The following is a 26718-nucleotide window of genomic DNA, read 5'->3' on the forward strand; positions in this document are numbered from 1 at the left end:
GGAGACGTGACCAGCGATCTTCTGCCCGAGGCCCCCGCCGACACCACCCGCACCACCGCTCGCCGGGACCTCCGTCGCGATCTGTACGCCGCCGCGGCGGCCGTCCTGCTCTTCGCGACGGCAGCCGTCGTCGGCACCGTGATCGAGCACCGGGACGGCACCCTCTTCGTCAACTGGCCACCGCTGCTGGCCTATTGGGCACCACACCTGGGTCCGGGCACGCCGGCCGCGATCGCCGTCGCGGTCGCCGTCGTGGCGTACGGCCCGGCCCTGGCCGCCCGGCTGCCGTGGCGGCGACTGCTGCTCGCGGTCTGGGCAGCGGGCACGGCCTGGACCTTCTCGCTCGCGCTCGTCGACGGCTGGCAGCGCGGCATCGCCCGCCGGCTGACCACGCGGTACGAGTACCTCCAGGTCATCGACCGCTTCCAGGACATTCCCGCGACGCTGCGGGACTTCACCTCGCACATCGTGGTCGGCGCCTCGCCGGAGCACTGGCCCGCGCACATCGCCGGACATCCCCCTGCGGCCACGCTCACCTTCGTCTACCTGGACCGGATCGGCCTCGGCGGCGGCGCGTGGGCCGGGGTCTGGTGCATCACCGTAGGGGCGACCGCCGCGCTGGGCGTCCTCGTCACCGTCCGCACCCTCGCCGACGAGAAACTCGCCCGCCGCGCCGCGCCGTTCCTGGCCCTGGCACCGGCCGCCGTGTGGATCGGCACCTCCGCCGACGGCTACTTCGCGGCGGTCGCGGCCTGGGCGGTGGCGCTGCTCGCGCTCGCGGTGACGGGACACCGACCACGCCGGACCGGCCTCGCCTCGGGGCTCCTGTTCGGCCTCACCGTCTTTCTGTCGTACGGCCTGACGCTGTACGCCGTGATCGCCGCCGCCGTCCTCGTGCTGGGCTCCCGGCGCGCCCGGCCCCTCCCCTTCGCGCTGGCGGGCTTCGTCGTCGTACCGGTCGTGTTCACGGCGATGGGCTTCTACTGGTGGGAGGCGTACGACCTGCTGCTCACCCGCTACGACCAGGGCGCCGGCGGCACCCGGCCGCAGGCCTACTGGGTGTGGGCCAACCTCGCCTGCCAGGTGCTGGTGGTGGGCCTGGCGACGGTGGCGGGGCTGCGGCGGACCGGGGCCGTGCTGCTGCGCCGGGACCGAACGGCCGCGTTCCGGCTCGGCGTTCTGGTGCTCGGGGCCCTGGTCGCGATGCTGGTCGCGGATCTGTCAGGGATGAGCAAGGCGGAGACGGAGCGCATCTGGCTGCCGTTCGCACTGTGGCTGCTGACCGCGTGCGCGTTCCTCCCGAGACCGCGCGTCTGGCTCGCGGCACAGGCCGTGCTCGCGCTGCTCGTCAATCACCTGTTGCTGACGGGTTGGTGAACACGAACGGGAATGGATAAGGTTAGGCTTACCTAAGTCGAGCTGGAGCGTTCGAAAGGTTCCCATGTCTGCTGCCTCCTGCCCTGAGCCGACGCCCGCCGAGCGTGCCCGCTCGGTGCTGGCGGCGGCCGACTCGCTGACCGTCACCACGCACGGCCATCGCGTCGAGCTGATCGGCCTGCACACCGTCGACACGGCCGCACGGCTGCTCCTGAACAACCCGCCGGACGGTCACCTCGCGGCCGAGCTCGCCATGGCACCGCACGGCGATCTGACCGCCCTGGTGGAGTTCACCGACGTCGCCCCCGTCGCCGTACGCGAACGGGTGCGCGCCCGCCTCACGCTGGGCGGCCGGCTGACCGTCCTCGGCCCGAAGGCGCTGGTGTTCCACCCGGCCCGTGCCGTGCTCACCGAGGACGGCCGCACGGCGGTCATCGGCCTCGACGAACTGGCCCACTCCTCGCCCGACCCGCTGGCCACCCACGAGGCCGAGATGCTGGCCCGGCTGGACGCGGCGCACGCCGACACCGTGGCCCCGCTCTCCCGGCTGCTCCCGGCGAAGCGGCAGCTGGGCGCGTACGAGGTACGGCCGTTGCGGCTCGACCGGCACGGCCTGGTGCTCCGCTCCCAGACGCCGGACTCCCACCACGACACCCGCCTGCCCTTCGCCACCGCGGCCACCCACCCGGGTGACGCGGTCCGGCAGATCCACATCCTGCTCGCCCGGGCCACCGCCCGCCCGCGCCGCCGACGCCTGCCGACCAGGTCATAGGCGTCGGGCGCACCCAAGGTCGCCGGCCTCCGGGCCGCTCGCAGAGGCTCCCGTCTCCTCCTGCGAACGAGCCCGGAGGCCGGCTCTCAGCTGCGGCCGCCGGTCGCGAGGTGCGAAGTCGTCTCCATGAGGGAGACCGAGAACGGGTGCCGCGGCGCCGTCAGGACGCGTTGCGCCGGGCCCTGTTCGACGACCTCCCCCTCGTCCAGTACGGCGATGCGGTGGGCGAGGCGTGCCGTGTCCAGGTCGTGCGTGACGAGGACGAGGGACAAGCCCTCACCGTCGCGGACCAGCCCCGCGAGGACGTCGAGGATGCCGCGTCGGGTGACCGTGTCCAGGCCGGAGGTGACCTCGTCGCAGATCAGCACGCGGGGGCGGGCGAGCAGGGCGCGGGCCAGGGCGGCGCGCTGGAGTTCGCCGCCGGAGAGCTCGCCGGGGCGACGCCGGGCCAGGTCCGGCGACAGGCCGAGGCGGTTCAGGGTGGCCGATGCCTCGTCCGTGGCCGCCCGTTCGCCCGCTCCGCGCAGCCGTACCGCCGTGCGGGCCACCTGTTCCAGCACCGGCCGGTGCTCGTCGAAGGCGGCGCGGGCGTCCTGGAACACGTACTGCACGGCGGCCAGTTGAGCACGGCTCCGGTGGCGCAGGCTGCGCGGGAGCGGTGTGCCGTCGAGCAGGATCTCGCCCGAGTGCTCGCGGTGCAGGCCCGCGAGGCAGCGGGCGAGCGTGGTCTTGCCGCTGCCGGAGCGGCCGACCACGGCGAGGCACTCACCGGGGTGCAGGACGAGGCGCGGGGCACGCAGCACGACGGTCCGGCGATCGTGCACGGCGGTCAAGTCCCGTACCTCCAGGCTCGGTCGGCTGCCCCCGTCGCCCGCGCCGTCCGGCGGGATTCCGTGCCGCGCGTCGAGCAGGCGACGGGTCCACTCGTGCCGGGGGGCCTCCCACAGCCGCTCCGCCGGTCCCGACTCGACGACCCGGCCCGCGCGCAGCACGAGGACCTCGTCGGCGAGTGCGCGGACCACGTCGAGGTCGTGGCTGAGCAGGACGACGGCGATGCCGCGTGCAGCGACCGCCGCCAGCTGTTCGACGATCCGGTTCTTGGTCAACGCGTCCTGACCGGTGGTGGGTTCGTCCGCGACGATCACCCGGGCGCCGAGCAGCAGGGCCTGGGCGAGGACCACGCGCTGCTGCTGGCCGCCGGACAGCTGGTGCGGATGGCGACGCAACAGGGCTTCGGGGTCGGGGAGTTGGGCATCCGACAGTGCGCGCAGGACCAGCGCGCGGGCCGCCTCACGGCGCTGCGCCCGCGGCAGGTGGCGGACCTGGGGCCGGGCGATGTCGTCGAGCAGGGCGCCGACCCGGCGGGCCGGGTTGAGGACGGCGGCGGGGTGCTGCGGGACGTAGCCCACCGGGCCGTCGCCGGGCCGCCGTACCTCGCCCGTGACGCGGGCGCCGGACGGGTACTCGCCGAGCAGGGCGAGCCCGGTGGTGGTCTTGCCGCTGCCGGATGCGCCGACCAGGGCGGTCACCTTGCCCGGCAGGACCTTCACATGCACGCCGTCGACGATCGCCCGGCCGTCGATCTCGACACGCAGGTCGCGGATCTCGGCGACCGCGATCTCCGTGGCCCGGCTCACCGGTGTCAGGTCATCTGCCGTCACCGGCGTTCCATCTCCCCTCGTCACCGGCGTCCCCTCTTCTCAAGAGCCGCGTCGAAGAGCAGGTTCGTGCCCATCGTCAGCGCCACGATCAGCAGCGCGGGCACCACCACGGCCCACGGTTGCACCAGCAGCCCCGTGCGGTTGCGGTCGACCATCACCGCCCAGTCGGCGGCGTCCGGCGCGACGCCCACCCCGAGGAACGCGGCCGTCGACACCAGGTACAGCACACCGGTCAGCCGGATCCCGGCGTCGGCGGCGAGGGTGCGCAGCGTCGAACGGCCGACGTACCCGACGGCGATCCGCCACCGGCTCTCGCCCTGCATGCGCAGCGCCTCGACGGCGGGGCGGGCGGCGACCTCCCCGGCCGCGGCCCGTACGATCCGGGCCGCGTCGGGCACGTTGACCAGCGCCACGAGCAGCGCGAGCCCCACCGCACCCGGTGCGAACACGGCGGCCACGAGCAGGATCAGCAGCAGCGACGGCACGGCGAGCAGCACGTCCAGCGGCCGCATCAGCAGGTCCTCCAGCCACCGCGACCGGGTGAGCGCGCCGGCCAGCGCGACCGGGACGGCGACGAGATGGGCGATCGCGGTCGCGGCGAGGGCGGTGACCACGACGGTACGGCCGCCCAGCAGGGTCTGCCGCAGGACGTCGCGGCCCACGAAGTCGGTCCCGAGCAGGTGGCCGTCGCCGAGGACGAAGGACGTGGCGCGCGGCCCCGGGTCGCCCGCGAGGAACGGTCCGAGGAGGGCGAGCAGGAGCGGGACGGCGACCACGCCGAGGCCGAGCGCGAAACGGCGGTGCGTCACGCGGCCACCCCCGCCCGGGGCGTGAGCCGATGGGCCACGAGGTCGGCACCGAGGTTGAGCAGCACCGTCAGGACGCCGAAGACAACGGCCAGCCCCTGCACCACCGGTACGTCGCGTTCGGCGACGGCGTTGAGCAGGACGGTCCCGAGGCCCGGGATCACGAAGAGGGCCTCCACGACGATCACCCCGCACAGCAACCAGTCGACGGTACGGGCGAGTTGCTGGACGGCCGGGGCGAGCGCGTTCGGCAGGGCGTGGGCGTAGCGGACTCGGGCGCCGGGGACACCGCAGCGGCGGGCGTGGGCGACGTACGGGGAGGCGAGGGCGTCGACCATGCCGGCCCGCACCAGGCGGGACAGGGAGCACACCGGACGGGACAGCAGGACCAGGACGGGCAGCACCAGCACCGCCGGATGGGCGAGCAGGTCGGTGCCGTGGCCGACGGCCGTCGGCGGCAGCCAGGCGAGCTTCAGGGCGAGGACCGTCACCAGGAGCACTCCGAGGGCGAACTCGGGTACGGCGTACACGGCCAGCGTCACCGAGCTGACCAGCCGGTCCACGAGGCCGCCCTCGTGGCGGGCGGCGAGCACGCCGAGGCCGAAGCCCAGCGGGACCAGCAGGGCCAGGGTGAGGGCGGCGAGGGTGAGGGTCGGTCCGAAGCCGTCGGCGATGTACCGGGTGACCGGGCGCCCCGAGGTCAGTGAGGTGCCGAAGTCGCCGTGCAGCAGGCCCGTCGCCCAGTCCGTGAGGCGTTCGTACGCGGGCCGGTCCAGGTCCATCGCCTCGCGGATCGCCGCGACGCGGGCCGGGTCCGGCTGGTCACCGGCGAGGGCGACCGCCGCGTCGCCCGGCAGCGCCTCGGTGAGGACGAAGACCAGGAGTACGACGGCCACGGTCTGGGCTGCGCCGAGTACAACGCGCCGGGTGACGAAGGATGTGCCGCCGTCCAACCGCGTTCTCACGCCAGCCACACCCTGTCGAAGCGGGCCCAGTCCAGGGTGTTGGCGGGAGCCTTCCTCTCGACTCCCCTCACCGTGCGCGACGTTCCGATGATCCAGTCCGCGAAGCCCCACACGAGGAAGCCGCCCTCGGTGTACAGGCGGCGCTGCATGCGCCCGTAGACGGCGGCCCGCTCCGTCCTGTCGCGGGTGGACTGGGCCTGCTGGTAGAGGGCGTCGAAGTCCTTGTGCCGCCACTTGGTGGCGTTGGTGGTGGAGTCGGTGAGCAGCCGCTGGGAGATGTGGGCCTCGACGGGCATGGCGCCGGAGCGGTAGCAGCACAGGGTGCCGCCGTCGAGGATGTCGCTCCAGTAGGAGTCCTTGCTGCCCATCCTCACGTCGATCGTGACGCCCGCCTTCGCGGCCTGGTCCCGGAAGATGCCGGCGGCCTCGGTGAACCCGGCGGCGACCGCGGAGGTGTCCAGGGTGACCTTGAGGTTCTCGGCGCCGGCCTGCTTCAGCAGGGCGCGGGCCCGGTCGAGGTCCTGGGTGCGCTGCGGCAGGTCGGCGGCGTAGTACTCGTAGCCCTTGCCGAACAGGTCGTTGCCGACCTCGCCGGCGCCGGACAGTGCGCCGTCGACGAGTTCCTGCCGGTCGGCGATGAGGAAGAACGCCTCGCGCACCCGCTTGTCGTCGAAGGGTGCCCGGTCGGTCTTCATGCAGAACGCCTGCATGGCGCTGTTGCGCAGCCGCACGATCTCGATCTGTCCGCCGCCCTCGTGGGCGCGGGCGGTGGTCGGGTTGAGTTCGTGCGCGTACTCGACCTGCCCGCCGAGGAGCGCGCTCACGCGGGCGGACTCCTCGTTGGCGACGACGAACTCGATCTCGTCGAGGAGCGGGGCGCCGTCCCAGTGGTCGTCGAAGCGGCGGAAGACGGCGGAGCGGCCGGGCGCGAAGGACACGAACCGGAAGGGGCCGGAGCCGATGGGCCGGTCGTCGAACTCGGTGGCGTTCTCGGGGACGACGTACGCGCCGAACGCGGCCAGGACGTTGGGGAATTCGGCCGTCGGGCGCTTGAGCACGAACTCGATGGTCCGTTCCCCGGTGGCCCGGCTGGCGTCGAGGTCGATGGGCTCCAGGGACGCCTTCGCGCGGAACGCCTGCTTCGGGTCGGCGATCCGGCGGTAGCTGTAGAGGACGTCCTCGGCGGTGACCGGCTTTTCGTCGTGGAAGGCGGCCTTGCGCAGTGTCACCTGCCAGCGGTCCAGCGTCTTGTTGGACTCCCAGCGCTCCGCGAGCCGGGGCCGGGCGGAGAGGTCGGCGCCGTAGTCGGCGAGCTTGTCGAAGAGGGCCTTGGCCCGGGCGGCGTCGGCGAAGAGGCTCGCCAGGTGGGGATCGAGGGTCTCGCTCGCGCCGCCGCCGGCGAAGGCGGCGCGCAGCCGGCCGCCGCGCCTGGGGGCGCCGTCGGAGGTCGCCGTCTCGCCGGAACCGCCGCATCCGGTGAGGGCGAGTGCGGTGGCGGCGCCGGTGGTGGCGGCGAGGAAGCCGCGTCGGCGCAGGCCGGGGAAACGTTCGTCGTTCATGACTGTCCTTCGGGTCAGTGGGTGTGCAGGCGCGCGACGAGGTGCAGTCGGTCCGCGTCCGTGGCGGTCCCGGGCAACCGGCCGTCCCGCCAGGGCGGTTCGGTGCGCGGGCCGGGTCCGTCGTGCAGTTCGAGGACCTCGAAACCGTGCGCGGTGAGGAAGTGCCGCAGCTCGTGCGGGAACAGCAGCCGCCAGGCGGAGTGCTGGGCGACGGGCGGCGAGCCGTCGTCGCGGGTCCACACGCGGGTGCGGCGCAGCAGCTGGGCGGTGCGGTCGACGGTGAGCGTGGTCGTCGACCGGTGGGCGATGCCCCGCCAGGTGAAGGTGTTGCCGGACGGGCGGTCGAGGAGATCGGTACGGCCCAGGAAGTACGCCCCGTTGCGCATCTCCGCGACCAGCAGCCCGCCCGGCGCGAGGGCGCGTCGGCAGGAGCCGAGGAACCCGTCGAGCTGGTCGTTGGTGTGGCAGTACAGCAGGGAGCTGTCCAGGCAGACGACCGCGTCGAAGGCGGCCCCGCCCGACTCCCGCAGGTCGAAGCCGCGCAGGTCGGCCCGGACGTACGCCGGTCCCGGGTGGTGGGCGCGGGCGTGGGCGAGCATCGCCTCGGAGAGGTCGGCGCCGGTCACCGTACGGCCCGCGCGGTGCAGTCGGGCGGCGTCGCGGCCGGTGCCGCAGCCCATGTCGAGTACGCGCGGGCCGGCGCCGTGGCGGCGCAGGCAGTCCTCGGCCCAGCGTCCGGCGAGCCGGTCGGGGTCGGGGAAGCGGGCCTCGTAGAGGGCGGGGTGGTCGGTGAGGAGGTTGCCGTCGGTCATGCGTCGGCCTTCTCCCGCACCGGTTCCGCCGGCGCCGGCAGCGCGCCGCGCCGACGCAGCCACGCGACCCCGCCCGCCGAGGCCGCCCCGAACACCGCGCAGCACACCCACGGCAGCCAGGCACGGCCGGCGCTCTCCCCCGCGTCCATGGCCCAGCCGACGACGGTGTTGCCGACGGCCGCGGCGATGCCCGAGACGACGTAGAAGATCCCGAAGTACGTGCCGGTGAGCTCGGGACGGCCGAAGCGCGGGATCAGCTCCATCACGAACGGCGAGGCGATCATGATGCCGAGGTAGAGCAGCAGTGCGCTCGCGAGAACCGGCACGGCACCCGGGGCGAGGGCGGGCGGCAGGAAGGCGAGTGCCATCACCGCGAGCCCCACGGCTATCCAACGCGCCCTGTCGTGGCGGGACTTGAGGTATCCGGTGATCCTCAGCTGGAACGCCAGGTTGGCGACCGTGCCGACGAGGAAGACGATGCCCGCGGCCCCGTCCCAGCCGGTGGCCTCCCGGGCCCGGTCCGGCAGCAGCAGGTACAGCTGGTTCTCCAGGGTGAACATGCCGACCATGGCGAGCGAGAAGGCCAGGAAGGCCCGGTTGCCGACCACCTCGCGCCAGTCGCCGAGGACGCCGCTGCCGCTCGGCTCGACCTTGCGCGCGGGCAGGACGAGGGCCTGCGCCACGGTGAGCACCGCGAAGATGCCGGCGGCGGTCAGCGCGGAAGTGCGGAAGTCGACGAGGAGCAGGGCGCTGCCCAGCAGCGGCCCGACGAGCGCCCCGGTCGTGGCGAACACGTTGAACAGGGCGAACGCCTCCGCCTTGCGCTCCCCCGCCTCCTGCGCGAGATAAGCGCGCACGGCCGGGTTGAACAGCGCGCCCGCGAGCCCGCTGAGCACGGACGCGGCGAGCAGCACCGGCAGCCCGTCGCCCAGCGCGAACAGCGCGAAGCCGACGGTCCGCAGGGCGCACCCGGCGATGATGACGCCCCGCGCCCCGAGCCGGTCGGCTGCCGAGCCGCCGATGATGAACAGGCCCTGCTGGCTGAGGTTGCGCACACCGAGGACGATCCCGACGACCGCCGCCGACATGCCCAGGTTCTCGCCGAGGTGGGTGGCGAGGTAGGGGATGAGGAGGTAGAAGCCGGTGTTGACGCCGAGCTGGTTGACGAGCAGCAACCGGACGGCGAGCGGGAAGCCGCGCATCTCATGCCACGTCCTCATGCGCGGTCACCTCCTGGACTCCCAGTCCGGGCAGGCCACTCGGGCGTACGACGCCGTCGGTGCCGCCGATGCCGCGCCACGGGTCGTGGGCGAGCAGCAGATGCCCGTCGAGGTCGGCCCAGCGGGCGCGGTCGGCGAGGTGGACGGCGGGTGCCAGGCCGAGGGTGCTGGCGGTGAGGCAGCCGAGCATCAGCTCGGTCCCGCTGCCCGCGATGAGCTCGGCGATGCGCCGGGCCGCCCGGACTCCGCCGCACTTGGCGAGCTTGACGTTGACGCCGTGGACGCGCCCGGCGAGCCGCCGTACGTCGTCCAGTCCCACCGCGTCCTCGTCGGCGACGACGGGCAGCGGAGACCGCTCGGCGAGGGCGGCCAGCGTGTCCGGGTCGCCGGGCGGCAGCGGCTGTTCGACGGCCTCGACGCCGAGCGCGGCGAACCGGGGCAGCAGTCGCTCGGCCTGCGCCCTGCTCCAGGCCCCGTTCGGGTCAAGCAGCAGCCGCGCTCGCGGTGCCGCGTCCCGGACGACCCGTACGCGCTCCACGTCGTCCTCGGGATCGGGCGAGCCCGCCTTCACCTTGAGGACCTCGAATCCGCTCGCGGCGAGGCGCCGGGCCGCGGCGGCGGCGTGCGTGAGCGGGGTGATGCCGATGGTGCGTGCGGTGGCGACGCCGAACGACGCCTCGGTGCCGAGGAGTCGGTGGACGGGCACACCGGCCCGCTTGCCGGCGAGGTCCAGGAGGGCGGACTCGACGGCGGCGGTCACGGCCGGCGGTACGGCACCGGAGGGCAGGGCCTCCAGGGCGCTCTCGGGGTCGGGGAACCGTTCCACGCCGACGGCCGTGATCAGCCGTACGAGCGTGTCGGCGTCCAGCCCGTAGTAGACGCTGCTGACGGCCTCGCCGTGTCCGGTGACGCCGTCGTGCTCGACGCTCAGCCAGACGGCGTCGCGGGCGGTCATGACGGAGCGGGAGATGCGCAGCGGCTCGGCGAGTTCGAGTCGTACGGTGCGCAGGCGGGCCTTCATCGTGTCCTTCCGGCGGAGAGTGGATCGGCGACCCGCGCGCACCGCGCCCACCCGCTCGCCTCGGCGGCGTACGGGTGCGGTATCTCCACGGGCCGGGTGGCGGCGCCGGCCAGGTCGAGGCCGTGGGCGGCGATGAAGTCGTCGTCGTAGACGGTGCCGAGGTAGCGGTGGGGCCCGTCGGGGAACACGGTCGCGACGACCGCGCCGGGGTGCACGCGGGCCGCCCAGGCGGCGACCCTGGCGACCGCGCCGGTGCTCCAGCCGCCGCTGACGAACGAGCCCCTGGCGAGCCGTCGGCAGCTGTCCACGGCCTCGGCGGGGCCGATCCAGTGGACCTCGTCGAAGGCGTCGTAGGCGACGTTGCGGGGGTGGATGCTGCTGCCGAGGCCGCGCATCAGGCGGGGGCGGGCGGGCTGGCCGAAGATCGTCGAGCCGGTCGCGTCGACGCCGACGAGCCGCAGCGCGGGCCAGTGCCGGCGCAGCGGGCCGATGACGCCCGCGCTGTGCCCGCCGGTGCCGACGCTGCACACCAGGATGTCGAGGTGGTCGAGCTGGGCGGTGAGCTCGGCGGCGAGGGAGGCGTAACCGGCGGTGTTGTCGGGGTTGTTGTACTGGTCGGGCCAGTAGGCGCCGGGGAGTTCCGCGAGCAGTTCGCGCAGCCTGCCGAGCCGGGCCGCCTGCCAGCCGCCCTGCGGTGCGGGACGGTCGACGAGCTCCAGCCGGACGCCGTGCGCGCGCAGCAACTGCCGCATGAACGGCTCCAGTTCGCTGTCGCCGACCAGGACGACGGGGTGGCCGAGCGCCTGTCCGGCGAAGGCGAGCCCGATGCCGAGGGTGCCGGAGGTGGACTCCACCACGGGCGCGCCGGGGCGCAGTTCGCCGCGTTCGCGCGCGCCGAGCAGCATGGACACGGCGGCCCGTGCCTTCATGCCGCCCGCGGCGAGCCCTTCGAGCTTGGCCCAGAACCCGGGGTGGGCCTGGGGCAGCCCGGCCGTGACCCGCACGACGGGGGTACGGCCGAGCAGGGCGAGCAACTCCGCCTGCGCGGTGGGACGTACGGCTGTCGCGGTCATCGCTCACCTCCAGGACAGCGGTAGCGGTGGACGACGCCGGGGCCGCCGTCGAGCCAGAAGAAGGGGTACGGCTCAGCGCACACCGCGGTGACCCCGTGCCCCAGGAAGCGGGGCAGGACGGCGCTGCCGGTCTGTGCGAACAGCACCAGTTGCTTGCCGTGCCGCAGGGCGTGCGCGCGCAGCGGTTCGAAGGTGCCGTTGCCCAGGGTCATCCCGGACACGAGCAGCGCGTCGCAGCTCCCGGCGGCGGCGAGCGCGTCGGCGACGACCGGCTCGCCCCACTCCGTGAGCCCGCCCTTGAGGTCGCACGGCACATAGCCGAGGCCGCGCGAACGCAGCGCCTCCAGCAGGGAGTTGACGACTCCGACGACGAGCACCGTGCCGCCGTCCGGCAGGTCCAGCAGCTCGACCACGGCCCTCGCCCGCGCCCTGGACTTCGCGAGGGACGAGCCGGCGGGCAGGGCGACGGAGCGGGCTCCGTGCTGCGGGGTGTGCGGGGCGACATGCATCAGGTAGGCGTCGAGGGCGGCCACCCGCACCGCGGGCAGCGGATGTCCGAGGAGGGCTGCCACGTCGGCGCCCACGCAGTCGTCGAGCGCGCCGTCGGGCAGTTCGCCGGGTTCGACGGCGCACGAGCCGACGGCCTCGGCGAGCCGCAGGCTGAGCACCTCGTTGCGGTAGCCGGTGCCGCGCCCGTCGTGCCGTACGGCCTGCCGGGTGGTGAAGGCGACGGCGACGCGCAGCGTGCGCGGGTCGGGCCCGAGGGCACCCGCGCGGACGTCGGCGACGAGATCGTCGTACGTCCTGACGGGCGCCGCGGGCCGGGCGCCGACGGGGGTCACCGGATCACCAGCCCGGCGCGCAGAGCCGCCAGCAGCCGCTCGACGCGGTCGCGGGCGCCGGGCCCGTCGGGGTCGCCGGCCATGACGTGACCGAGGTACTCGTTGTTGCTGCCGGCCGCCTTCACGGCCGTGCCGGGCTCGGCGAGCCGCACCTCCAGCACATCGGGTTCGGCGGCGAGTCGACGGGGGTCGAGCGCTTCGAGGGTGCCTGCGCGGTCCGGGACGAGGAAGCCGATGGCGGCGCTGTGCAGCCCGGTGTCGGTGCGCCTGAGGTCGGGCTCGCGGCCGAGGGCGACGTCCACGCAGGCGGCGGCGAGGTCGATGCCGGTGACATGGCGGACGAGCTCGGTGATGCGGTTGCCCGCGGGGCGGGGGTTGACCTCGACGACGCGCGGGCCGGCGGAGGTCAGCTTGATCTCGGTGTGCGCGACGACGGCGTCCGTCAGCCCGAGCGCCTTGAGCGCGCCGCGCGTGGTCTGCTCGGCGGCCTCGATGCCGGCGGGCGGCAGGGCGGCGGGGAACATGTGGCCGGTCTCGATGAAGGCGGGCGCCCCGCCGACGCTCTTGTCGGTGACGCCGACCACGTGGACCGCGCCCGCGTACGACACGGTCTCCACGCTCACCTCGGGGCCGTCCAGGAGCTCTTCGAGAAGCACGGCGGGGTTGCGCCGCTGTCCCCGGGCGTTGACCGGGAAGTCGGCCAGCGTCCGGAAGAGCTCGGCGAGTTCGGCCTCGTGCTCGATGCGCCGGACGTACATGCCGGCGCACAGGTCGACCGGCTTGGCGACGAGCGGGTAGCCGATCTCGCGGGCGGCCCGCGCGAGGTCGGCCCACTCCTCGTGCACGGCGAAGCTCGGTCCCGGAAGGCCCGCCTCGGCGAGGATCCGGCGGGTGGCGTCCTTGCGGCAGGCGTTCGCCACGGCCTCGGGTCCGGGGCCGGGCAGGCCTAGGTGCCCGGCGATCCGGGCCACCGCCGGCAGGTAGTAGTCGCAGGAGGTGATCACCCCGTCGAAGCCGAGCACCGAGTGCAGCCCCGCCACCTCGGGCAGCAGGGCGTCGGTGTCGTTGGTGTCGGCGGTGAGCACATTGCGGGCGCCGAGCAGCGGATGCGCGGTCCCCTCGGGCGCCGAGCGCAGGTAGTGGTGCAGGTCACGGGTGAGGAAGGTGAACTCGTGCCCGCCCTCGCGGATGGCGCGCGGCAGCAGCCTGCTCATCGATCCGACCCAGCTCTCGACCACCAGCAGATGAGCCACAACTCCCCTTTTCGTGCCATGGGTTCCGTCGTCAGGGCAGCCCGGGGCACCCCTCGGCGGGAGGGGGCCGGACTTGACGGGCACACGCTATCGATAATCATTTTCATTTGCTACCCCGTTCTCACCCGCCCTCCCAAGACCCGGAGCGACCTTGTCCGTCCTGCCCCGCCCCACCGCCGTGCTGTGTGCCTTCGTGGCCGCGGCCGCCCTCCTCCCCACGACCGCCCCCGCCCGCGCGGCGACCACCCTGGCCTTCGGCGCGTGCCCCCACTCCGTGCCGAGGCCGCCCGCCCCGGACCGCGTGGAGTGCGGGCGCCTCTCCGTCCCGCTCGACCGGCACCACCCCTCGGGCCCGCACATCGAGATCGCCGTCTCCCGGGTCCCCGCCTCCGGCACCCCCGCCGAGCGGCGCGGCATCCTGCTGGTGAACCCGGGCGGCCCGGGCGGCTCCGGCCTGCCCTACGCGGTCACCAAGCGCGCCAAACTCCCCGCGAGCGTGCGGCGTTCGTACGACGTCATCGGCTTCGACCCGCGTGGCGTCGGCGGCAGCGCGCCCGTCGACTGCGGCGCGATGGGCGGCCTGTTCGCGGCGCCGGGCGCGGACCCGGTACCGGTGGGCCCGCGGTCCGAGCGCGCCTATCTCACCGCGCAGCGGCACATGGCCGACGACTGCGCGGCGGGCGCGGGCACGGAGGCACTTCCGTACCTGTCGACCGAGCAGACCGCGTACGACATGGACGCGATCCGCGCCGCGCTCGGCGAGCCCCGCACGGGCTTCCTCGGTGTCTCGTACGGCAGTTACCTGGGCGCGGCCTACGCGGCGCGCTTCCCGCACCGGGTGGGCCGGATGGTGCTCGACAGCGTGGTCGGGCCCTGGGACTGGCACGACTTCGACATGATCCAGAGCCGGGCCCTGCTGCGCGCCCGCGACACGTTCTTCGGCTGGACGGCCGCACACCCGGACCGCTTCGGCCTGGGCGCGGACACGGCCGCCGTACGCCGTTCGTACCTGCGCGTACGCCAAGGGCTCGCCGCCCGCCCGCTGAACGGCTTCGGCCCGGCGGAGTTCGACCGCGCCGTCTACCGAGCCCTCGGCCGCACCGAGCGCTGGACCTCACTGGCCGACGGTCTGCGCGGGTACCTGACGGACGCCACCGTGGACGGCCTGCGCCCGCCCTCCGCCTTCGACGGCCCCGAGTCCCGCAACTACGAGGCGGCCAACCGGATCGTGAAGTGCGCGGACGGCCCGGGGCCCACCCCGCGCGAGATCGTGACGGACATGCGGCGCATACGCCGCCTGGACCCGCAGCCGCTCCTGACCGGCCTGGAGGCCACGACCTGCGCCTACTGGCGACACCGCCCCGACCACCGCACGCCCCTCGGCGGCCCGGCCACCCCACCCGTCCTCCTGGTGGCCTCCGCACACGACCCGGTGACACCGATCCGCGGCGCCCATGAACTGCGGAGCCTGCTGCCCGGCTCACGCCTGGTCACCCTGGAGAACGACCACTCGCACGGCGTGTTCGCAAGCCGGGGGAACGCGTGTGTGGACGGTGCGGTGGCGGCTTATCTGGTCGACGGGGTGGTGCCGGCGAGCGATGTGCGATGTGGCGGGGCTGGGTTGCCGGGGGTGCGGTGATGCGATTCATCCTCGATGCCGGTCCGCAATCCTTCAGCCCGTCCGGCGCTTGAGGACGAGGCCCGTTCAGGGCCGAAAGCGGGGGTCTGGGGGCCGCAGGCCCCCAGAGAACGCCCGCACAATCCCCGGCGCCCCGAATACCACGCCCCTTAGCGGCAGCGTCCGGGCAGGGGCTGCTCCGTCCAGATGACCTTGCCGTCAGGCGTGTAACGCGTACCCCAGCGCTCGGTCAGCTGCGCGACGAGGAACAGACCCCGGCCACCCTCGTCGGTGCTCTGGGCACGCCGCAGCCGGGGCGAGGTACCGCTGCCGTCGGACACCTCGCAGATCAGGGCGCGGTCGCGGAGCAGACGCAGCTGGACGGGGCCGGTGGCGTGCCGGATGGCGTTGGTGACCAGTTCGCTGGCGATCAGTTCGGTGGTGAAGGTCAGCTCCTCGAGGCCCCACTCGGCGAGCTGGGCGGTGACCGCCGCGCGGGAGCGGGAGACGACCGCCGGGTCGCTGGGCAGGTCCCACTGGGCCACCCGGTCGGCGCCCAGCGAGTGCGTACGGGCGACGAGCAGCGCCACGTCGTCGCCGGGGCGGGCCGGCAGCAGGGCGTCGAGGACGGCCTCGCAGGTGTCCTCGGGCGAGCGGTCGGCACCGGCCAGGACGGCGCGGAGGTCGTCGAGGCCGGCGTCGATGTCACGGTGCCGGTCCTCGACCAGACCGTCGGTGTACAGCACCAGCCGGCTGCCCTCCGCCAGCTCCAGCTCGACCGTCTCGAAGGGCATGCCGCCGAGACCGAGCGGCGGGCAGGCGGGGAGGTCGACGAACTCGACGCTGCCGTCGGGGGCGACGACCGCGGGCAAGGGGTGCCCGGCGCGGGTGAGGGTGCAGCGCCGGGACACCGGATCGTAGACGGCGTACAGACAGGTGGCTCCGACGATGCCGGAGTCGGGACTGTTCTCCGCCGCCCAGCCCTCGCCCCGGTCGAGCCGTACGACCAGGTCGTCGAGGTGGGTGAGGAGGTCGTCGGGCGACAGGTCGAGGGAGCAGAAGTTGTGGACGGCGGTGCGCAGCCGGCCCATGGTGGCGGCGGCGTGCAGGCCGTGCCCGACCACGTCGCCGACGACGAGTGCGACGCGGGCACCGGACAGCGGGATGACGTCGAACCAGTCGCCGCCGACGCCGGCCTGCGCGGGCAGGTAGCGGTAGGCGACCTCGACGGCGCTCTGCTCGGAACGACCCCTCGGCAGCAGGCTGCGCTGGAGGGCGAGTGCGGTGTTGTGCTCGCGGGTGTAGCGGCGGGCGTTGTCGATGCAGATCGCCGCGCGGCCGACCAGCTCCTGGGCGAGGGACAGGTCGTCGTCCTCGTAGGAGTCGGGTTGCAGGGAACGGTAGAAGCTGACCACGCCGAGGGTCGTGCCGCGGGCCCGCAGCGGCACGGTGATCAGGGAGTGGATGCCGGCCTCCAGCACCGGCGTCAGCCGCTCCGGGTCCTGCGCGATCCAGCCGTCCGCCTCGGTCAGGACCGGTTCGATGACGGACTGCCGCGTCTCCAGGGAGCGGGCCTGCGGCGTGGAGGGGACGTACTCGACGGTGTCCCCCACCTCGTACAGATTGTGCGGCTGCTTGCGTACGGCCCGGATGGCGACCCGGCGCAGTGCGGTACGGCCGCCGAGCGCCTCCGGTTCCTCGCCGCGCAGCACGGAGTCGGGCAGGTCGACCGCGACGAAGTCGGCGAACCGGGGGACGGTCACCTCGGCGAGTTCCTCGGCGGTGCGGGTGACGTCCAGGGTGGTGCCGATCCGCACGCTCGCGTCGTGCAGCAGCTCCAGCCGGCGCCGCGCGAGCATGGCCAGCCGGCCGACACCGGGCTCCCCGACGAGCAGCAACCAGCCTTCGGCGCCTGCGGGTTCGCCGTCCGGTGTGGTGACGGGTGTGGTGGCCGGGGCTTGTGGGGCGGGCGTGGAGTGGGTCACGGGCGATCCGGCCGGCCGCCGTACCGCTGATCCGAGCCGCCCCTCCCGCGCCGGCGCTGCCGGGATCCCCGTCTCCCCCGGAGCCGGAGCCACGTCCAGATGCCTGAGGCGGGGGCCGCCCAGGACGCGGGCCTCGACGGCTACGCCGGTCTCCCCCGCCGCGCCCGTGACCTGCCGGCGCAGCAGCGTCGCGGTGCGGCCGCTGGGCAGGGTGACCTCGTCGAGGGTGCGATGCGGGGAGGCGATGAGTTCCTCGGCCTTGGCGCGCAGCACGGCCATGTCGATCCGGCCGAGCGCCCCGCCGTCCAGGTCGGGCCGCAGCCCGTCGGGCTGTCCGGGCCGGTCCCCGGCATGGCCGTCGGCCCGCCGGTACGCGGCGAGGAGCGCGCGTTCGCGCAGGTCGGCCTGTTCCAGCAGCCTGGCCTCGATGCTCCGGGCGGCCTCGCGGACCATCCGCACCATGGCCGGGTCGCCCTGGTCGCGCAGACAGGTGATGTCGAGGACGGCCTCGATACGTCCGCTGAGCGGGTCGCGTACGGGGGCGCCCGCGCAGGCGAAGGGCTGGAGGCAGTCGGCGAAGTGCTCGCGGCCCGCGATGTAGACCGGGCCGCGTTCGGCCAGGGCGGTGCCTACGCCGTTGGTGCCCACGACCGACTCCGAGGCGTCGAAGCCGGGGGCGAACCGCACCGCGTCGAGGCGGTCGCGCAGCTGCCGGTCGCCGCCGAGCCGCTCGACCATGCGGCCCTGTCCGTCGCACAGCGCGATCGTCATGCTGGCATCGGCGAAAGAGCCGGTCAGGTCGGCCAGGACGGGGTCGGCGGCGTGCCGGAACCGTTCGTCCAGGGCGACGTCCCCGGTGTACCGGACCAGCAGCCGGTGCGGCTCGAGACCGACGGAGCGGCAGCGTTTCCAGGAGTCGAGCACCGAGTCCCGCACGTCCGACTCGACGAGTGAGCCGGCGAGGAATCGTTCATGGGCATCGACGAGACCGCCGATGTCGTCCCAGGCGACGGACAACGGGACCACTTCCTCACCCGAAGCCGGGCCGGACGCGCACCACTGCTCGGCCCGCGACCCGGGGGCTTCGCCAAGCGATATCACCCTAGTCCTTCCGTGACGCGCATCACAATTGCTCGCCAGGGCCTCGCGGGCGGCAGTGCCCGCCAGGGTTCGGCGGAGGGCATTGTCAGTGGTGGCAGGCAGGATGACAGGCATGACAACACCAGTTGCGCAGATCGTGGACGCCGCCGGGTACGCACGGGCCGTCGAGGACGTCGTGAAGGCCGCGGCCGCCTATTACACGGACGGCACGTCCCCGCTGGACGACGACACCTACGACCGGCTGATGCGGGGCATCACCGCGTGGGAGGCCGAGCATCCCGATCAGGTGCTGCCCGACTCGCCGAGCGGGAAGGTCGCCGGGGGCGCCGTCGAGGGCGATGTGCCGCACACGGTCGCGATGCTGAGTCTGGACAACGTCTTCTCGGCCGAGCAGTTCACGGCGTGGACGGCCTCGCTGGCCCGCCGCATCGGGCACGAGGCGGAGAGATACAGCGTCGAGGCGAAGCTCGACGGTCTCGCGATCGCGGCCCGGTACACCGAGGGGCGGCTGACGCGGCTGATCACACGCGGTGACGGGACGGCCGGGGAGGACGTCTCGCACGCGATGAGCACCGTCGAGGGCCTGCCCGAGACGCTCGCCGAGCCGGTCACCGTGGAGGTGCGCGGCGAAGTCCTCATGACGGGCGCGCAGTTCGAGCACGCCAACGAGGTGCGCACCGCGCACGGCGGGCAGCCCTTCGCCAACCCGCGCAACGCCGCGGCGGGCACCCTGCGGGCCAAGGACCGCGCCTACACGGTCCCGATGACGTTCTTCGGCTACGGTCTGCTGCCGCTGCCCGACACCGACGAGGCCCTGACGGCGCGGCTGGACGGTCTCGCGCACAGCGAGCTCATGGCCCTGGCCGGGCAGCTGGGCGTGCACACCACCGCCACCACCGAGGTGCCCGGCGTCACCGCCGACACCACGGACGGCGTCCTGGCCCGGGTGCGGGAGATCGCCGCGCTGCGCGCCGAGCTGCCGTTCGGGATCGACGGGATCGTCATCAAGGCCGATCTCGCCGACGACCAGCGGGCCGCCGGGAACGGCTCGCGGGCCCCGCGCTGGGCGATCGCCTACAAGCTGCCGGCCGTGGAGAAGATCACCCGGCTCCTGGACGTCGAGTGGAATGTGGGCCGCACCGGCATCATCGCCCCGCGCGGCGTCCTGGAACCGGTCGAGATCGACGGCTCCACCATCACCTACGCCACGCTCCACAACCCGGCCGACATCACCCGGCGCGATCTGCGGCTCGGCGACCAGGTGATGGTGCATCGCGCGGGTGACGTCATCCCGCGCATCGAGGCCCCGGTCGCCCATCTGCGCACCGGCGACGAGAAGCCGATCGTCTTCCCCGAGGCGTGCCCGCGCTGCGGCTCGGCCATCGACACCAGCCAGGAACGCTGGCGGTGCGAGCAGGGACGCAACTGCCACCTGGTCGCCTCCCTCTCGTACGCCGCCGGCCGCGACCAGCTCGACATCGAGGGCCTGGGCGCCACCCGTGTCGTGCAGCTCGTCGAGGCCGGTCTGGTGGCCGATCTCGCCGACCTGTTCACCCTGACCCGCGAGCAGCTCCTCGGGCTGGAACGGATGGGTGAGACCAGCACCGACAACCTGCTGGCCGCCCTCGCCACGGCGAAGGCACGCCCGCTGTCGCGAGTCCTGTGCGCGCTGGGTGTCCGGGGCACGGGCCGCTCCATGTCCCGTCGTATCGCCCGGTACTTCGCCACCATGGACAACATCCGTGCCGCCGATGCCGAGCAGTTGCAGCAGGTCGAGGGCATCGGCCCCGAGAAGGCGCCTTCGATCGTCGCGGAGCTCGCCGAACTCGCCGGTCTGATCGAGAAGCTCGCCGCCGCAGGGGTCAACATGACCGAGCCGGGTGCCGTCTTCGTGCCCGTGGACACCACCGACGTGGATGCCGACACGGCCGACGCCCCGGTGGGCGGTCCCCTTTCCGGGATGACCGTGGTGGTCACCGGCGCCATGACCGGCCCCCTGGAGAAGCTCAGCCGCAACCAGATGAACGAACTCGTCGAACGGGCCGGCGGCCGCTCCTCCTCCAGCGTGTCCAAGAAGACCAGCCTCGTGGTGGCCGGGGAATCCGCCGGGTCCAAGCGTGCCAAGGCCGAGGACCTCGGCATCCGGCTCGCCACCCCCGACGAGTTCGCACTCCTCGTCGCGGACTACCTCGACTGATCGCCCGCGGGCCGGGGGGGGAGGGTCCGACCTGCGGAATTGTCGGACCCACCTGCGAAATTTGTCATGGACGGGATGGGCGAGATCGGCATATCGTGCCTCGGCCACGCGCTGTTCCGCGGGCCTGTATCTCTTCTCGTCCCGCCCGTGGGGGGCTCATCACCATGTCCGCGACCAATGACCCGCTTCCACGTCCGCAGCTGCCCGCCGAAAGACCCGGAGCAGCGCCCATCTGGCTCCTGGTCACTGCGGTGGCGGGCCTCTCCCTGGTCGCCCTCACCGACGCGTTCAGCCTTTTCGCCGGCCTCAGGCTCAGGACGGTGATCGACGGGGACGACGGCTTCCTGTTCGCCCCGCAAGAAGACCTGGGAGCCGCCGTCTCGCTGTACGACACGGCTTCGCGGTACCAGGTCATGGTGTACCTGCCGGCCGCGATCGCCTTCGTCCTCTGGTTCTTCCGGATGCGCGCCCTGACCGGCCTCATGGCACCGGACCGGTTCCGCAACGGCCCCGGCTGGGCCATCGGCGGCTGGCTCATCCCCCTGGTGAACCTCTGGATGCCGTACCGCATCGCCGTGGACATGTGGGGAGCCGCCACACCACTGACGACCGAGGGCGAACGATTCCGGGCGCGGCTCTGGCCGGTGAACCTGTGGTGGGGCCTGTTCGTCTTCAGCGTCCTGTTCAACCGCTTCGCCGGCACGAAGTACAACGACGCCGAGACCTTGATGGAGACGAGGGACGGGGTGGATCAGTACATGACGTCCGACGCACTGCACATCCTCGCCGCCGCAGCCGCCATGTACTTCGCCATCCGCCTGACCACGATGCAACGCTTCAAGACGGCATCGGGCCCGTACGGCTTTACGCCGACCAAGGATCCGACGGCCTGAGGCTCCGCGCCCACCGGACGCCCGACCCCCGCTCCCACAAGGCCGACCCCGCCGATCCGCGCCATACTCGACCCCATGCGGTCGCTACGGGGCCTCGTCGGGGTTGTCGCCGGGATGGTGCTGGTGGTTGCCGTCGGGTGCACCGGGAGTGATGGGGAGGGTGCCGCGGGTGCGCGCACGGCATCGGTCTCGGCCTCCGGCCCGGCCTCTGCCACGGCATCCGGCTCGGCATCGGTTTCGCCCAGTCCCGGGGATCCGGTGTCCCTTCCGGCGTTGATGGCGCGTGAGCAGCGGGGGTCGGACCTGCGGGTCGGTGCGGTGCGGGTTCGGACGGATGCGTACACGCAGTACGCGGTCACCTATCGGTCGAACGGGCTGAAGATCTCGGGGATCATGAACGTCCCGCGGGGCGACGGGCCGTTCCCGGCGCTGGTGCTCGCGCATGGCTACATCGATCCGGACATCTACACCACCGGCCGTGGCATGCCGCGGGAGCAGGACGTCCTCGCGCGGGGCGGGTACGTCGTCCTGCACACCGACTACCGCAATCACGCGGGCTCCGACGACGATCCCGACAACGACGTCAATCTGCGGCTCGGCTACACCGAGGACGTCATCAACGCCGTGCACGCCCTGCGGTCCGCGTCCCGGCCGAACGTGGACGACGGGCGGATCGGGCTGCTCGGGCGGTCGATGGGCGGCGGGGTCGTGTACAACGCGCTGGTCGTGGCGCCGGGGCTGGTCGACGCCGCCGCCGTGTACGCGCCGGTCAGCTCGCGTCCGGAGGAGAACATCGACCGGTTCCAGCGGCCGGAGGGCGACCCGCTCGTCGAGGAGATCGAGGCCGCGCACGGCACCCCGCGGGAGAACCCCGAGTTCTGGCGGCAGGTCTCGCCGGTCACCTATGTCGACCGGGTCACCGAGCCCCTGCTGATCCACCACGGCACGGCCGACGACACCTGCCCCCTGGCCTGGACGAGGGCGACGGTCGCCGCGTTCGAGGCGGCGGGCAAGGACGTGGAGCTGCGGACGTACCGGGGGGAGCGGCACACGTTCGGGCCGCGGTGGGCGGACTCGATGGACGTCACCATGAGCTTCTTCGACCGGCATCTGCGGTGATGGAACGGGCGGGAACGGGGAGAGCTGCTACATGCCACATGTCTCGGTGAACGGCGTCGAGCTCTACTACGAGGTGGCCGGCGAAGGCGATCCGCTGGTCCTGGTCCATGGCTCCTGGGGCGACCACCACAACTGGGTGCCGGTGATGCAGGACCTCACCCGGGACCACCGGGTGCTGGTCTACGACCGTCGCGGGCACAGCCGGAGCGACTGCCCGCCGGGGCAGGGGTCACGCCGTGAGGACGAGGACGATCTGGCGGACCTGATGGAGACCCTCGGCTTCGCCCCCGCGTTCGTCGCGGGCAACTCCTTCGGCGCGTCGACCGCGTTGGGGCTGGCCGGCCGGCACCCCGAGCTGTTCCGGGGCATCCTCGCGCACGAGCCGCCGCTGCTGGGCGTCGTGGCCGACGACCCCGGGTCGGGTCCGTTGCTCGTGGAGACCGGGCGGCGCCTGGCGTCCGTCGTCGAGCGGCTGCGGGCCGGTGAACCGCTCGCGGGAGCGCGGCAGTTCGTGGAGGAGGTCGCGTTCGGTCACGGGGAGTGGGAGCGGATGCCGGACCGGGTGCGGGAGACCTTCCGCGTCAACGCGCCCACGTTCGCCGACGAGCAGGGCGACCCGGGATGGGCCGAGCTCGACCTCGCCGCTCTCTCCGGATACACGGGTCCCGCGCTGCTGACGAAGGGCAGCGAGAGCCCGCCGTGGTTCGCCGGCATCGTCGGCCGGCTCTCCGGCGCGCTCCCGCAGGCGGCGACGTACACCTTCGAGGGCGCCGGACACATCCCGCACGTCAGCCACCCCACCGAGTACGTGCGTCAGGTGGCCGCGCTGGTCGCCCTGGGCCGCCGGACGCCGTAGCGGCCGAACGGGGGCCCGGCTCCGTACGGTTCGCGGGTGATTGTGACGGACGACGCACAGGGAACCTCAAGTTTTTTCCCGCGACGGTGATTGTTTCGCGCGTCCCGTCCGTACCTCCTGGAGACCAAGCCGCTCACGTCAGGAGGCACGATGCCCATCTCGCGCCGCATGGTAGGAACCGTCTTCGTGGGAGGCGCGCTCGTCCTCACCCTCTCCGCGCTCGCCTACCCGGCCATGCTGGGCGTGGAGACCACCTCCGCAAGCCAGGACCGCGTCATCGCCAACACGCAGTACGGGCCGCTGACCGAGGCCGACCGCGACTTCGTCGTGAAGGTCCGCGCCGCCGGGCTGTGGGAGCACCCGCTGGGCATGATGGCGATGCAGCGCGGGACCACGGCGGAGATGAAGGAGGCCGGCCAGCACTTGGTCGTCGGGCACGCCCGGCTCGACCTCGCCTGCCGCAAGCTCGCGTCCGAACTGAACATCACGCTGCCGAACCAGGCCAGCCCGCAGCAGCAGCAGTTCGTGGCGACGGTGGACTCCAAGACGGGCAAGGAGTTCGACGCCACGGGCGTCGCGATCATGCGGGTGACGCACGGGCAGATCTTCCCGGCGATCGCGAAGATCCGTGGCACCACGCAGAACACCCTGGTCCGTCAGCTGGCCGACCTGGCGAACGACACCGTGCTCGACCACATGACCATCCTGGAGAAGACGGGCATGGTGAACTTCGACGCGAACAACTTCCAGCAGACCACCCCGCCGAAGCTCCCCAAGGACCAGATGACACCGCCCGCGCCCCAGCCGGGCGCGCCGGTCCTCACGCTCGCCATCCCCAAGGGCCTGGAGGACCTCAACACCGCGTCCCCGACGGCGTTGCCGAGCGCGGACGTCAAGTGACGGACGCTCGGCCGACGGTCGAATGAGCAGGGCCCCGGAGCAGTCGCTCCGGGGCCCTGCTCGTGTCCGGCAGCACCCGATCGCGTCCGGTCCTCAGCCCGTCTTCCAACCCCACGGCGTGTCGACCCGCTCCCACTCGGCGGCCCACTGGTCCAGACGGCGCCGCTCCATCCCGAGCCGGACCACCCAGGCGGACCCGAGCACGAGGCCCGCGGTGCCCGCCCCGGCCAGGATGCCGCCGGCGACGGCGTGCAGCATCATCTCGGTCTCCGTCAGGGGCTCCTTGGGCAGGACGCCGGTGCGGTCGGTCCACACCTGGACCTTGCCGCCCGCCTTCATATGGGGCGGCACCCGCGCCTCGTCGGTGCGCGTGGAGCCGTTCGGGTCGGTCCAGCGGACCGGAGCCCACACCAGATGGTCGGTGGTCACCCGGGCCGGCCCCGGATCTTCCGCGTCCTTCACCAGGACGGCGGTCACCTTGTGGCTCTGGGCCCGCTGGTGCTCCGCGGAGCGCACGACCGCGTCCGCCGCGACCAGGCCCCCGAAGACGGCGCCGACCAGCGCGAGGAGCCATCCGCACAGAACCACCCAGGCCTCGATGACGTCGCTTCGCCGCCGCAGCGGGTTGCGCCGCCACCGCCACAGCCGCACCTTCGTGCACTCCGACACAGCCATGCCGACACCCCCTTGAGCACCGACAGCACCCTTCCAGTGTGCGCCTGTTGACTCCTTCGCGTAGGTCGAGACGGCACTGAATGAAACATTCAGCAGTTTCAGTTTCTTTCGGTGGATCCATTCACCCCTGGGTCGAGGCGGCCGCACCGACCACCCGGGGCCGATCAGCTCGCGGTGCGCCTGATGCGGCCGGCGTACCGCTTCTCCAGCTCCAGGTTTCCCTCGAACCCGCCGGGCACGTTGGCGGAGACGTACACGGGCGGACGCTCCCCGGCGGCGATGAGTAGCGCGGACGCCTCGGCCACGGCCATCTGCACGAGCAGGACGCCGGTCAGGGTCGACAGCGCGCACACCGCGCCTCCGCCGGGCAACTCCATCAGCGCGTCGCCGCGCGGGGCTGCGTTGTCGAGGACGACGTCCGCGAGGTCGGCGAGCTTCCGGCCGCTCGGGTGGCCTGCGGGGACCGCTCGGGTGTGGGCGAGGGAGGTGATGGCGAGGAGGCGGTGGCCGCGCTCCTTGGCGTGCAGGGCCATCTCCACGACGACGCTGTTGACGCCGGAGTTGGAGATCACGACGAAGAGGTCCTGGGGGCGGGGTGCGGCCAGTTCGTAGAGCCGGGCGGCGACCCCGGCGCGGCGCTCCAGGAGCGGGTCGTCCAGCGCGCTCGGGGGCTCACCGCCGTAGAGGACGAGGTCGGCGATGCTCAGCCGGTTCGTCGGCACGAGCCCGCCGGCCCGGCCCGCGATCTCCAGGACGGTGGCCTGCGAGTGGCCGGTGCCGAAGGCCTGGATCACACCGTCCGCGCGGACGCAGTCGGCGATCAGCTCGGCGGCGCGGGCCACCTCGTTCTGTGCGGACCCGGTCAGCCGGTCGAGGACGGCCATGCTCTCGCGCGCGAAGCGCCGGGCACTGACGGAATCGTCGGACACGCGTCACTCACTCCCCACGACGGAATGACACCGCTGGATGAAACCACCCTGCGATACCGCATCGGTGAATCACTGAATCACACACCGGCGGTACGGGCAATGAGCCGTCCCTCCGGCGGCCGACGCAACGGCCGGTTCGGTCCTGGTATTCAAACGGTGGGACATACGGTGGCTGATACCTTCGATTCATGCCTCCGACGGACGTCACGACCCTGATCCGCACCGAGCTGCCCAGGCTGGCCGGCTCCCTGCGGAAGGTCGGCGAGCTGATCCTGGAGGATCCGGCCGCCGTCACCCACTGCTCGGCCGCAGAACTGGGCCGCCGCACCGGCACCTCGCAGGCGACGGTGACCCGTTTCTGCCGCGCCATCGGCCTCGACTCCTACCAGCATCTGCTGATCGAGCTGGCCCAGGAGCGCGGGCGCGGCCAGGTCTCCGACTGGGGCACCGCCGAGATCGGCCCGGAGATCTCCCCCGACGACTCCCTGGAGCGGGTCGTGCAGGTCGTGGGCAGCACGGACCTGCGCGCGGTGCAGCAGACCATCGACCGCATCGACCTGGACGCGATCGAGCGGGCCGCGCAGGCGGCGGCACGGGCCCGCCGGATCGATGTGTACGGGGTCGGCGGCAGCGGCGCGGTGGCGCTGGAGACCGAGACGCGGCTGTTCCGGATCGGCTGCGCGGTGCGCGGCTGGACCGAGGTGCACGGCGCCGCCACCTCCGCCGCCCTGCTCACCCCGGCGGACGTGGCCATCGGCATCTCGCACTCCGGGGCCACCCGGGAGACGGTCGAGCCGCTGGAGCTGGCCAAGGAGCGCGGCGCCACGACCGTGGCGATCACCTCCGACCCGCGCTCGGCGCTCGCGAAGGCCGCCGGCATCCGGCTCATCTCGACCGCCTCGGAGACCGGCTTCCTCACCGGCATCGGCGGCCGGCACTCGATCCTGGTCCTGATCGACTGCCTCTACGTCCGGGTCGCCCAGCTCTCGTACCAGCGCGCGAGCGCCTCGCTGGCGCTGACGGACCACATCGGCCCGCAGCACACGGTGAAGTCCCGGCGCTCGCGCTGAGCGCGGCCGGTGCG

Annotated in this window: 22 protein-coding genes; 9 read left to right on the top strand and 13 right to left on the bottom strand. The window is 73.2% G+C overall.

The annotated features are described in order from the left end of the window. Positions 1-6: 6 nt before the first annotated feature. Together CP983_RS10085 and CP983_RS10090 are read left to right on the top strand one after the other, a co-directional pair. Positions 7-1377, top strand: coding sequence for a hypothetical protein (locus CP983_RS10085; RefSeq protein ID WP_229914683.1), 1371 nt, complete (start codon positions 7-9; stop codon positions 1375-1377). 64 nt (positions 1378-1441) lie between these two features. Continuing rightward, positions 1442-2149: a DUF2470 domain-containing protein gene (locus CP983_RS10090; protein ID WP_150499360.1), complete on the top strand. Its 708-nt coding sequence runs from the start codon at positions 1442-1444 to the stop codon at positions 2147-2149. 86 nt (positions 2150-2235) lie between these two features. Here the strand turns inward: CP983_RS10090 and CP983_RS10095 are convergent, their stop codons facing one another. The 10 genes from CP983_RS10095 to CP983_RS10140 are packed head-to-tail and all read right to left on the bottom strand — an operon-like array spanning position 2236 to position 13361. After that, on the bottom strand, positions 2236-3810 hold the full coding sequence (locus CP983_RS10095) for an ABC transporter ATP-binding protein (RefSeq protein WP_229914684.1): 1575 nt from the start codon (positions 3808-3810) through the stop codon (positions 2236-2238). 20 nt (positions 3811-3830) lie between these two features. Further along, complete coding sequence (locus tag CP983_RS10100; RefSeq protein WP_150499361.1) at positions 3831-4619, bottom strand: ABC transporter permease; 789 nt, start codon at positions 4617-4619, stop codon at positions 3831-3833. Continuing rightward, positions 4616-5569 carry an ABC transporter permease gene (locus CP983_RS10105; protein ID WP_150506520.1) on the bottom strand — a complete coding sequence of 318 codons (954 nt, stop codon included), beginning with the start codon at positions 5567-5569 and terminating at the stop codon, positions 4616-4618. The genes CP983_RS10100 and CP983_RS10105 overlap by 4 nt, the downstream gene beginning before the upstream one ends. 8 nt (positions 5570-5577) lie before the next feature. Further along, positions 5578-7140, bottom strand: coding sequence for an ABC transporter substrate-binding protein (locus tag CP983_RS10110; protein ID WP_150499362.1), 1563 nt, complete (start codon positions 7138-7140; stop codon positions 5578-5580). A 14-nt stretch (positions 7141-7154) separates the two neighbouring features. After that, a complete protein-coding gene (locus CP983_RS10115; protein WP_150499363.1) occupies positions 7155-7952 on the bottom strand; it encodes a class I SAM-dependent DNA methyltransferase in 798 nt (265 codons plus the stop codon). Then, a complete protein-coding gene (locus CP983_RS10120; RefSeq protein WP_150499364.1) occupies positions 7949-9172 on the bottom strand; it encodes an MFS transporter in 1224 nt (407 codons plus the stop codon). Before CP983_RS10120 ends, CP983_RS10115 begins: the two co-directional genes overlap by 4 nt. Then, complete coding sequence (locus CP983_RS10125; protein WP_150499365.1) at positions 9156-10193, bottom strand: dipeptide epimerase; 1038 nt, start codon at positions 10191-10193, stop codon at positions 9156-9158. The genes CP983_RS10120 and CP983_RS10125 overlap by 17 nt, the downstream gene beginning before the upstream one ends. Next, complete coding sequence (locus CP983_RS10130; RefSeq protein ID WP_150499366.1) at positions 10190-11266, bottom strand: PLP-dependent cysteine synthase family protein; 1077 nt, start codon at positions 11264-11266, stop codon at positions 10190-10192. The genes CP983_RS10125 and CP983_RS10130 overlap by 4 nt, the downstream gene beginning before the upstream one ends. Continuing rightward, a complete protein-coding gene (locus CP983_RS10135) occupies positions 11263-12108 on the bottom strand; it encodes a Rossmann-like domain-containing protein (protein WP_150499367.1) in 846 nt (281 codons plus the stop codon). Before CP983_RS10135 ends, CP983_RS10130 begins: the two co-directional genes overlap by 4 nt. Further along, a complete protein-coding gene (locus CP983_RS10140) occupies positions 12105-13361 on the bottom strand; it encodes an ATP-grasp domain-containing protein (protein ID WP_189748525.1) in 1257 nt (418 codons plus the stop codon). Before CP983_RS10140 ends, CP983_RS10135 begins: the two co-directional genes overlap by 4 nt. 151 nt (positions 13362-13512) lie before the next feature. Here CP983_RS10140 and CP983_RS10145 point away from each other — a divergent pair, with 151 nt between their 5' ends. Further along, the gene (locus tag CP983_RS10145; RefSeq protein WP_150499368.1) at positions 13513-15000 is read left to right on the top strand and encodes an alpha/beta hydrolase; all 1488 of its coding nucleotides are present in this window, start codon (positions 13513-13515) and stop codon (positions 14998-15000) included. Between the two features lie 149 nt (positions 15001-15149). On the opposite strand, the gene CP983_RS10150 is transcribed toward CP983_RS10145, so the two are convergent. Beyond that, a complete protein-coding gene (locus tag CP983_RS10150) occupies positions 15150-17990 on the bottom strand; it encodes a SpoIIE family protein phosphatase (protein WP_150499369.1) in 2841 nt (946 codons plus the stop codon). A gap of 187 nt (positions 17991-18177) precedes the next feature. Here CP983_RS10150 and ligA point away from each other — a divergent pair, with 187 nt between their 5' ends. The 5 genes from ligA (at position 18178) to CP983_RS10175 (ending at position 24030) form a co-directional block, all read left to right on the top strand. Beyond that, positions 18178-20262: an NAD-dependent DNA ligase LigA gene (gene ligA, locus CP983_RS10155; protein ID WP_167537679.1), complete on the top strand. Its 2085-nt coding sequence runs from the start codon at positions 18178-18180 to the stop codon at positions 20260-20262. A 164-nt stretch (positions 20263-20426) separates the two neighbouring features. Continuing rightward, positions 20427-21155, top strand: coding sequence for a DUF4328 domain-containing protein (locus tag CP983_RS10160; protein ID WP_150499371.1), 729 nt, complete (start codon positions 20427-20429; stop codon positions 21153-21155). Positions 21156-21431: 276 nt separating this feature from the next. Further along, on the top strand, positions 21432-22274 hold the full coding sequence (locus CP983_RS10165) for an alpha/beta hydrolase family protein (RefSeq protein WP_150499372.1): 843 nt from the start codon (positions 21432-21434) through the stop codon (positions 22272-22274). Positions 22275-22305: 31 nt separating this feature from the next. Beyond that, on the top strand, positions 22306-23130 hold the full coding sequence (locus tag CP983_RS10170) for an alpha/beta fold hydrolase (RefSeq protein WP_150499373.1): 825 nt from the start codon (positions 22306-22308) through the stop codon (positions 23128-23130). A 150-nt stretch (positions 23131-23280) separates the two neighbouring features. Continuing rightward, positions 23281-24030 carry a DUF4142 domain-containing protein gene (locus tag CP983_RS10175; RefSeq protein ID WP_107907675.1) on the top strand — a complete coding sequence of 250 codons (750 nt, stop codon included), beginning with the start codon at positions 23281-23283 and terminating at the stop codon, positions 24028-24030. Positions 24031-24123: 93 nt separating this feature from the next. Here the strand turns inward: CP983_RS10175 and CP983_RS10180 are convergent, their stop codons facing one another. Beyond that, positions 24124-24705: an Rv1733c family protein gene (locus tag CP983_RS10180; RefSeq protein WP_107907674.1), complete on the bottom strand. Its 582-nt coding sequence runs from the start codon at positions 24703-24705 to the stop codon at positions 24124-24126. Positions 24706-24869: 164 nt separating this feature from the next. Next, positions 24870-25634 carry a sugar isomerase domain-containing protein gene (locus CP983_RS10185; RefSeq protein WP_150499374.1) on the bottom strand — a complete coding sequence of 255 codons (765 nt, stop codon included), beginning with the start codon at positions 25632-25634 and terminating at the stop codon, positions 24870-24872. A gap of 188 nt (positions 25635-25822) precedes the next feature. On the opposite strand from CP983_RS10185, the gene CP983_RS10190 reads away from it, so the two are divergent. Further along, a complete protein-coding gene (locus CP983_RS10190) occupies positions 25823-26704 on the top strand; it encodes a MurR/RpiR family transcriptional regulator (protein WP_150499375.1) in 882 nt (293 codons plus the stop codon). Positions 26705-26718: the final 14 nt, after the last annotated feature.

Origin of the sequence: Streptomyces chartreusis (assembly GCF_008704715.1) — a bacterium.
In the GTDB taxonomy this organism is placed as follows: Bacteria; Actinomycetota; Actinomycetes; order Streptomycetales; family Streptomycetaceae; genus Streptomyces; species Streptomyces chartreusis.

Coding starts and splice junctions, on each gene's coding strand:
- CP983_RS10090 (WP_150499360.1), top strand. CDS start 1,442: ATGTCTGCTGCCTCCTGCCCTGAGCCGACGCCCGCCGAGCGTGCCCGC.
- CP983_RS10110 (WP_150499362.1), bottom strand. CDS start 7,140: ATGAACGACGAACGTTTCCCCGGCCTGCGCCGACGCGGCTTCCTCGCC.
- CP983_RS10115 (WP_150499363.1), bottom strand. CDS start 7,952: ATGACCGACGGCAACCTCCTCACCGACCACCCCGCCCTCTACGAGGCC.
- CP983_RS10120 (WP_150499364.1), bottom strand. CDS start 9,172: ATGAGGACGTGGCATGAGATGCGCGGCTTCCCGCTCGCCGTCCGGTTG.
- CP983_RS10125 (WP_150499365.1), bottom strand. CDS start 10,193: ATGAAGGCCCGCCTGCGCACCGTACGACTCGAACTCGCCGAGCCGCTG.
- CP983_RS10130 (WP_150499366.1), bottom strand. CDS start 11,266: ATGACCGCGACAGCCGTACGTCCCACCGCGCAGGCGGAGTTGCTCGCC.
- ligA (WP_167537679.1), top strand. CDS start 18,178: ATGACAACACCAGTTGCGCAGATCGTGGACGCCGCCGGGTACGCACGG.
- CP983_RS10160 (WP_150499371.1), top strand. CDS start 20,427: ATGTCCGCGACCAATGACCCGCTTCCACGTCCGCAGCTGCCCGCCGAA.
- CP983_RS10165 (WP_150499372.1), top strand. CDS start 21,432: ATGGCGCGTGAGCAGCGGGGGTCGGACCTGCGGGTCGGTGCGGTGCGG.
- CP983_RS10170 (WP_150499373.1), top strand. CDS start 22,306: ATGCCACATGTCTCGGTGAACGGCGTCGAGCTCTACTACGAGGTGGCC.
- CP983_RS10175 (WP_107907675.1), top strand. CDS start 23,281: ATGCCCATCTCGCGCCGCATGGTAGGAACCGTCTTCGTGGGAGGCGCG.
- CP983_RS10180 (WP_107907674.1), bottom strand. CDS start 24,705: ATGGCTGTGTCGGAGTGCACGAAGGTGCGGCTGTGGCGGTGGCGGCGC.
- CP983_RS10190 (WP_150499375.1), top strand. CDS start 25,823: ATGCCTCCGACGGACGTCACGACCCTGATCCGCACCGAGCTGCCCAGG.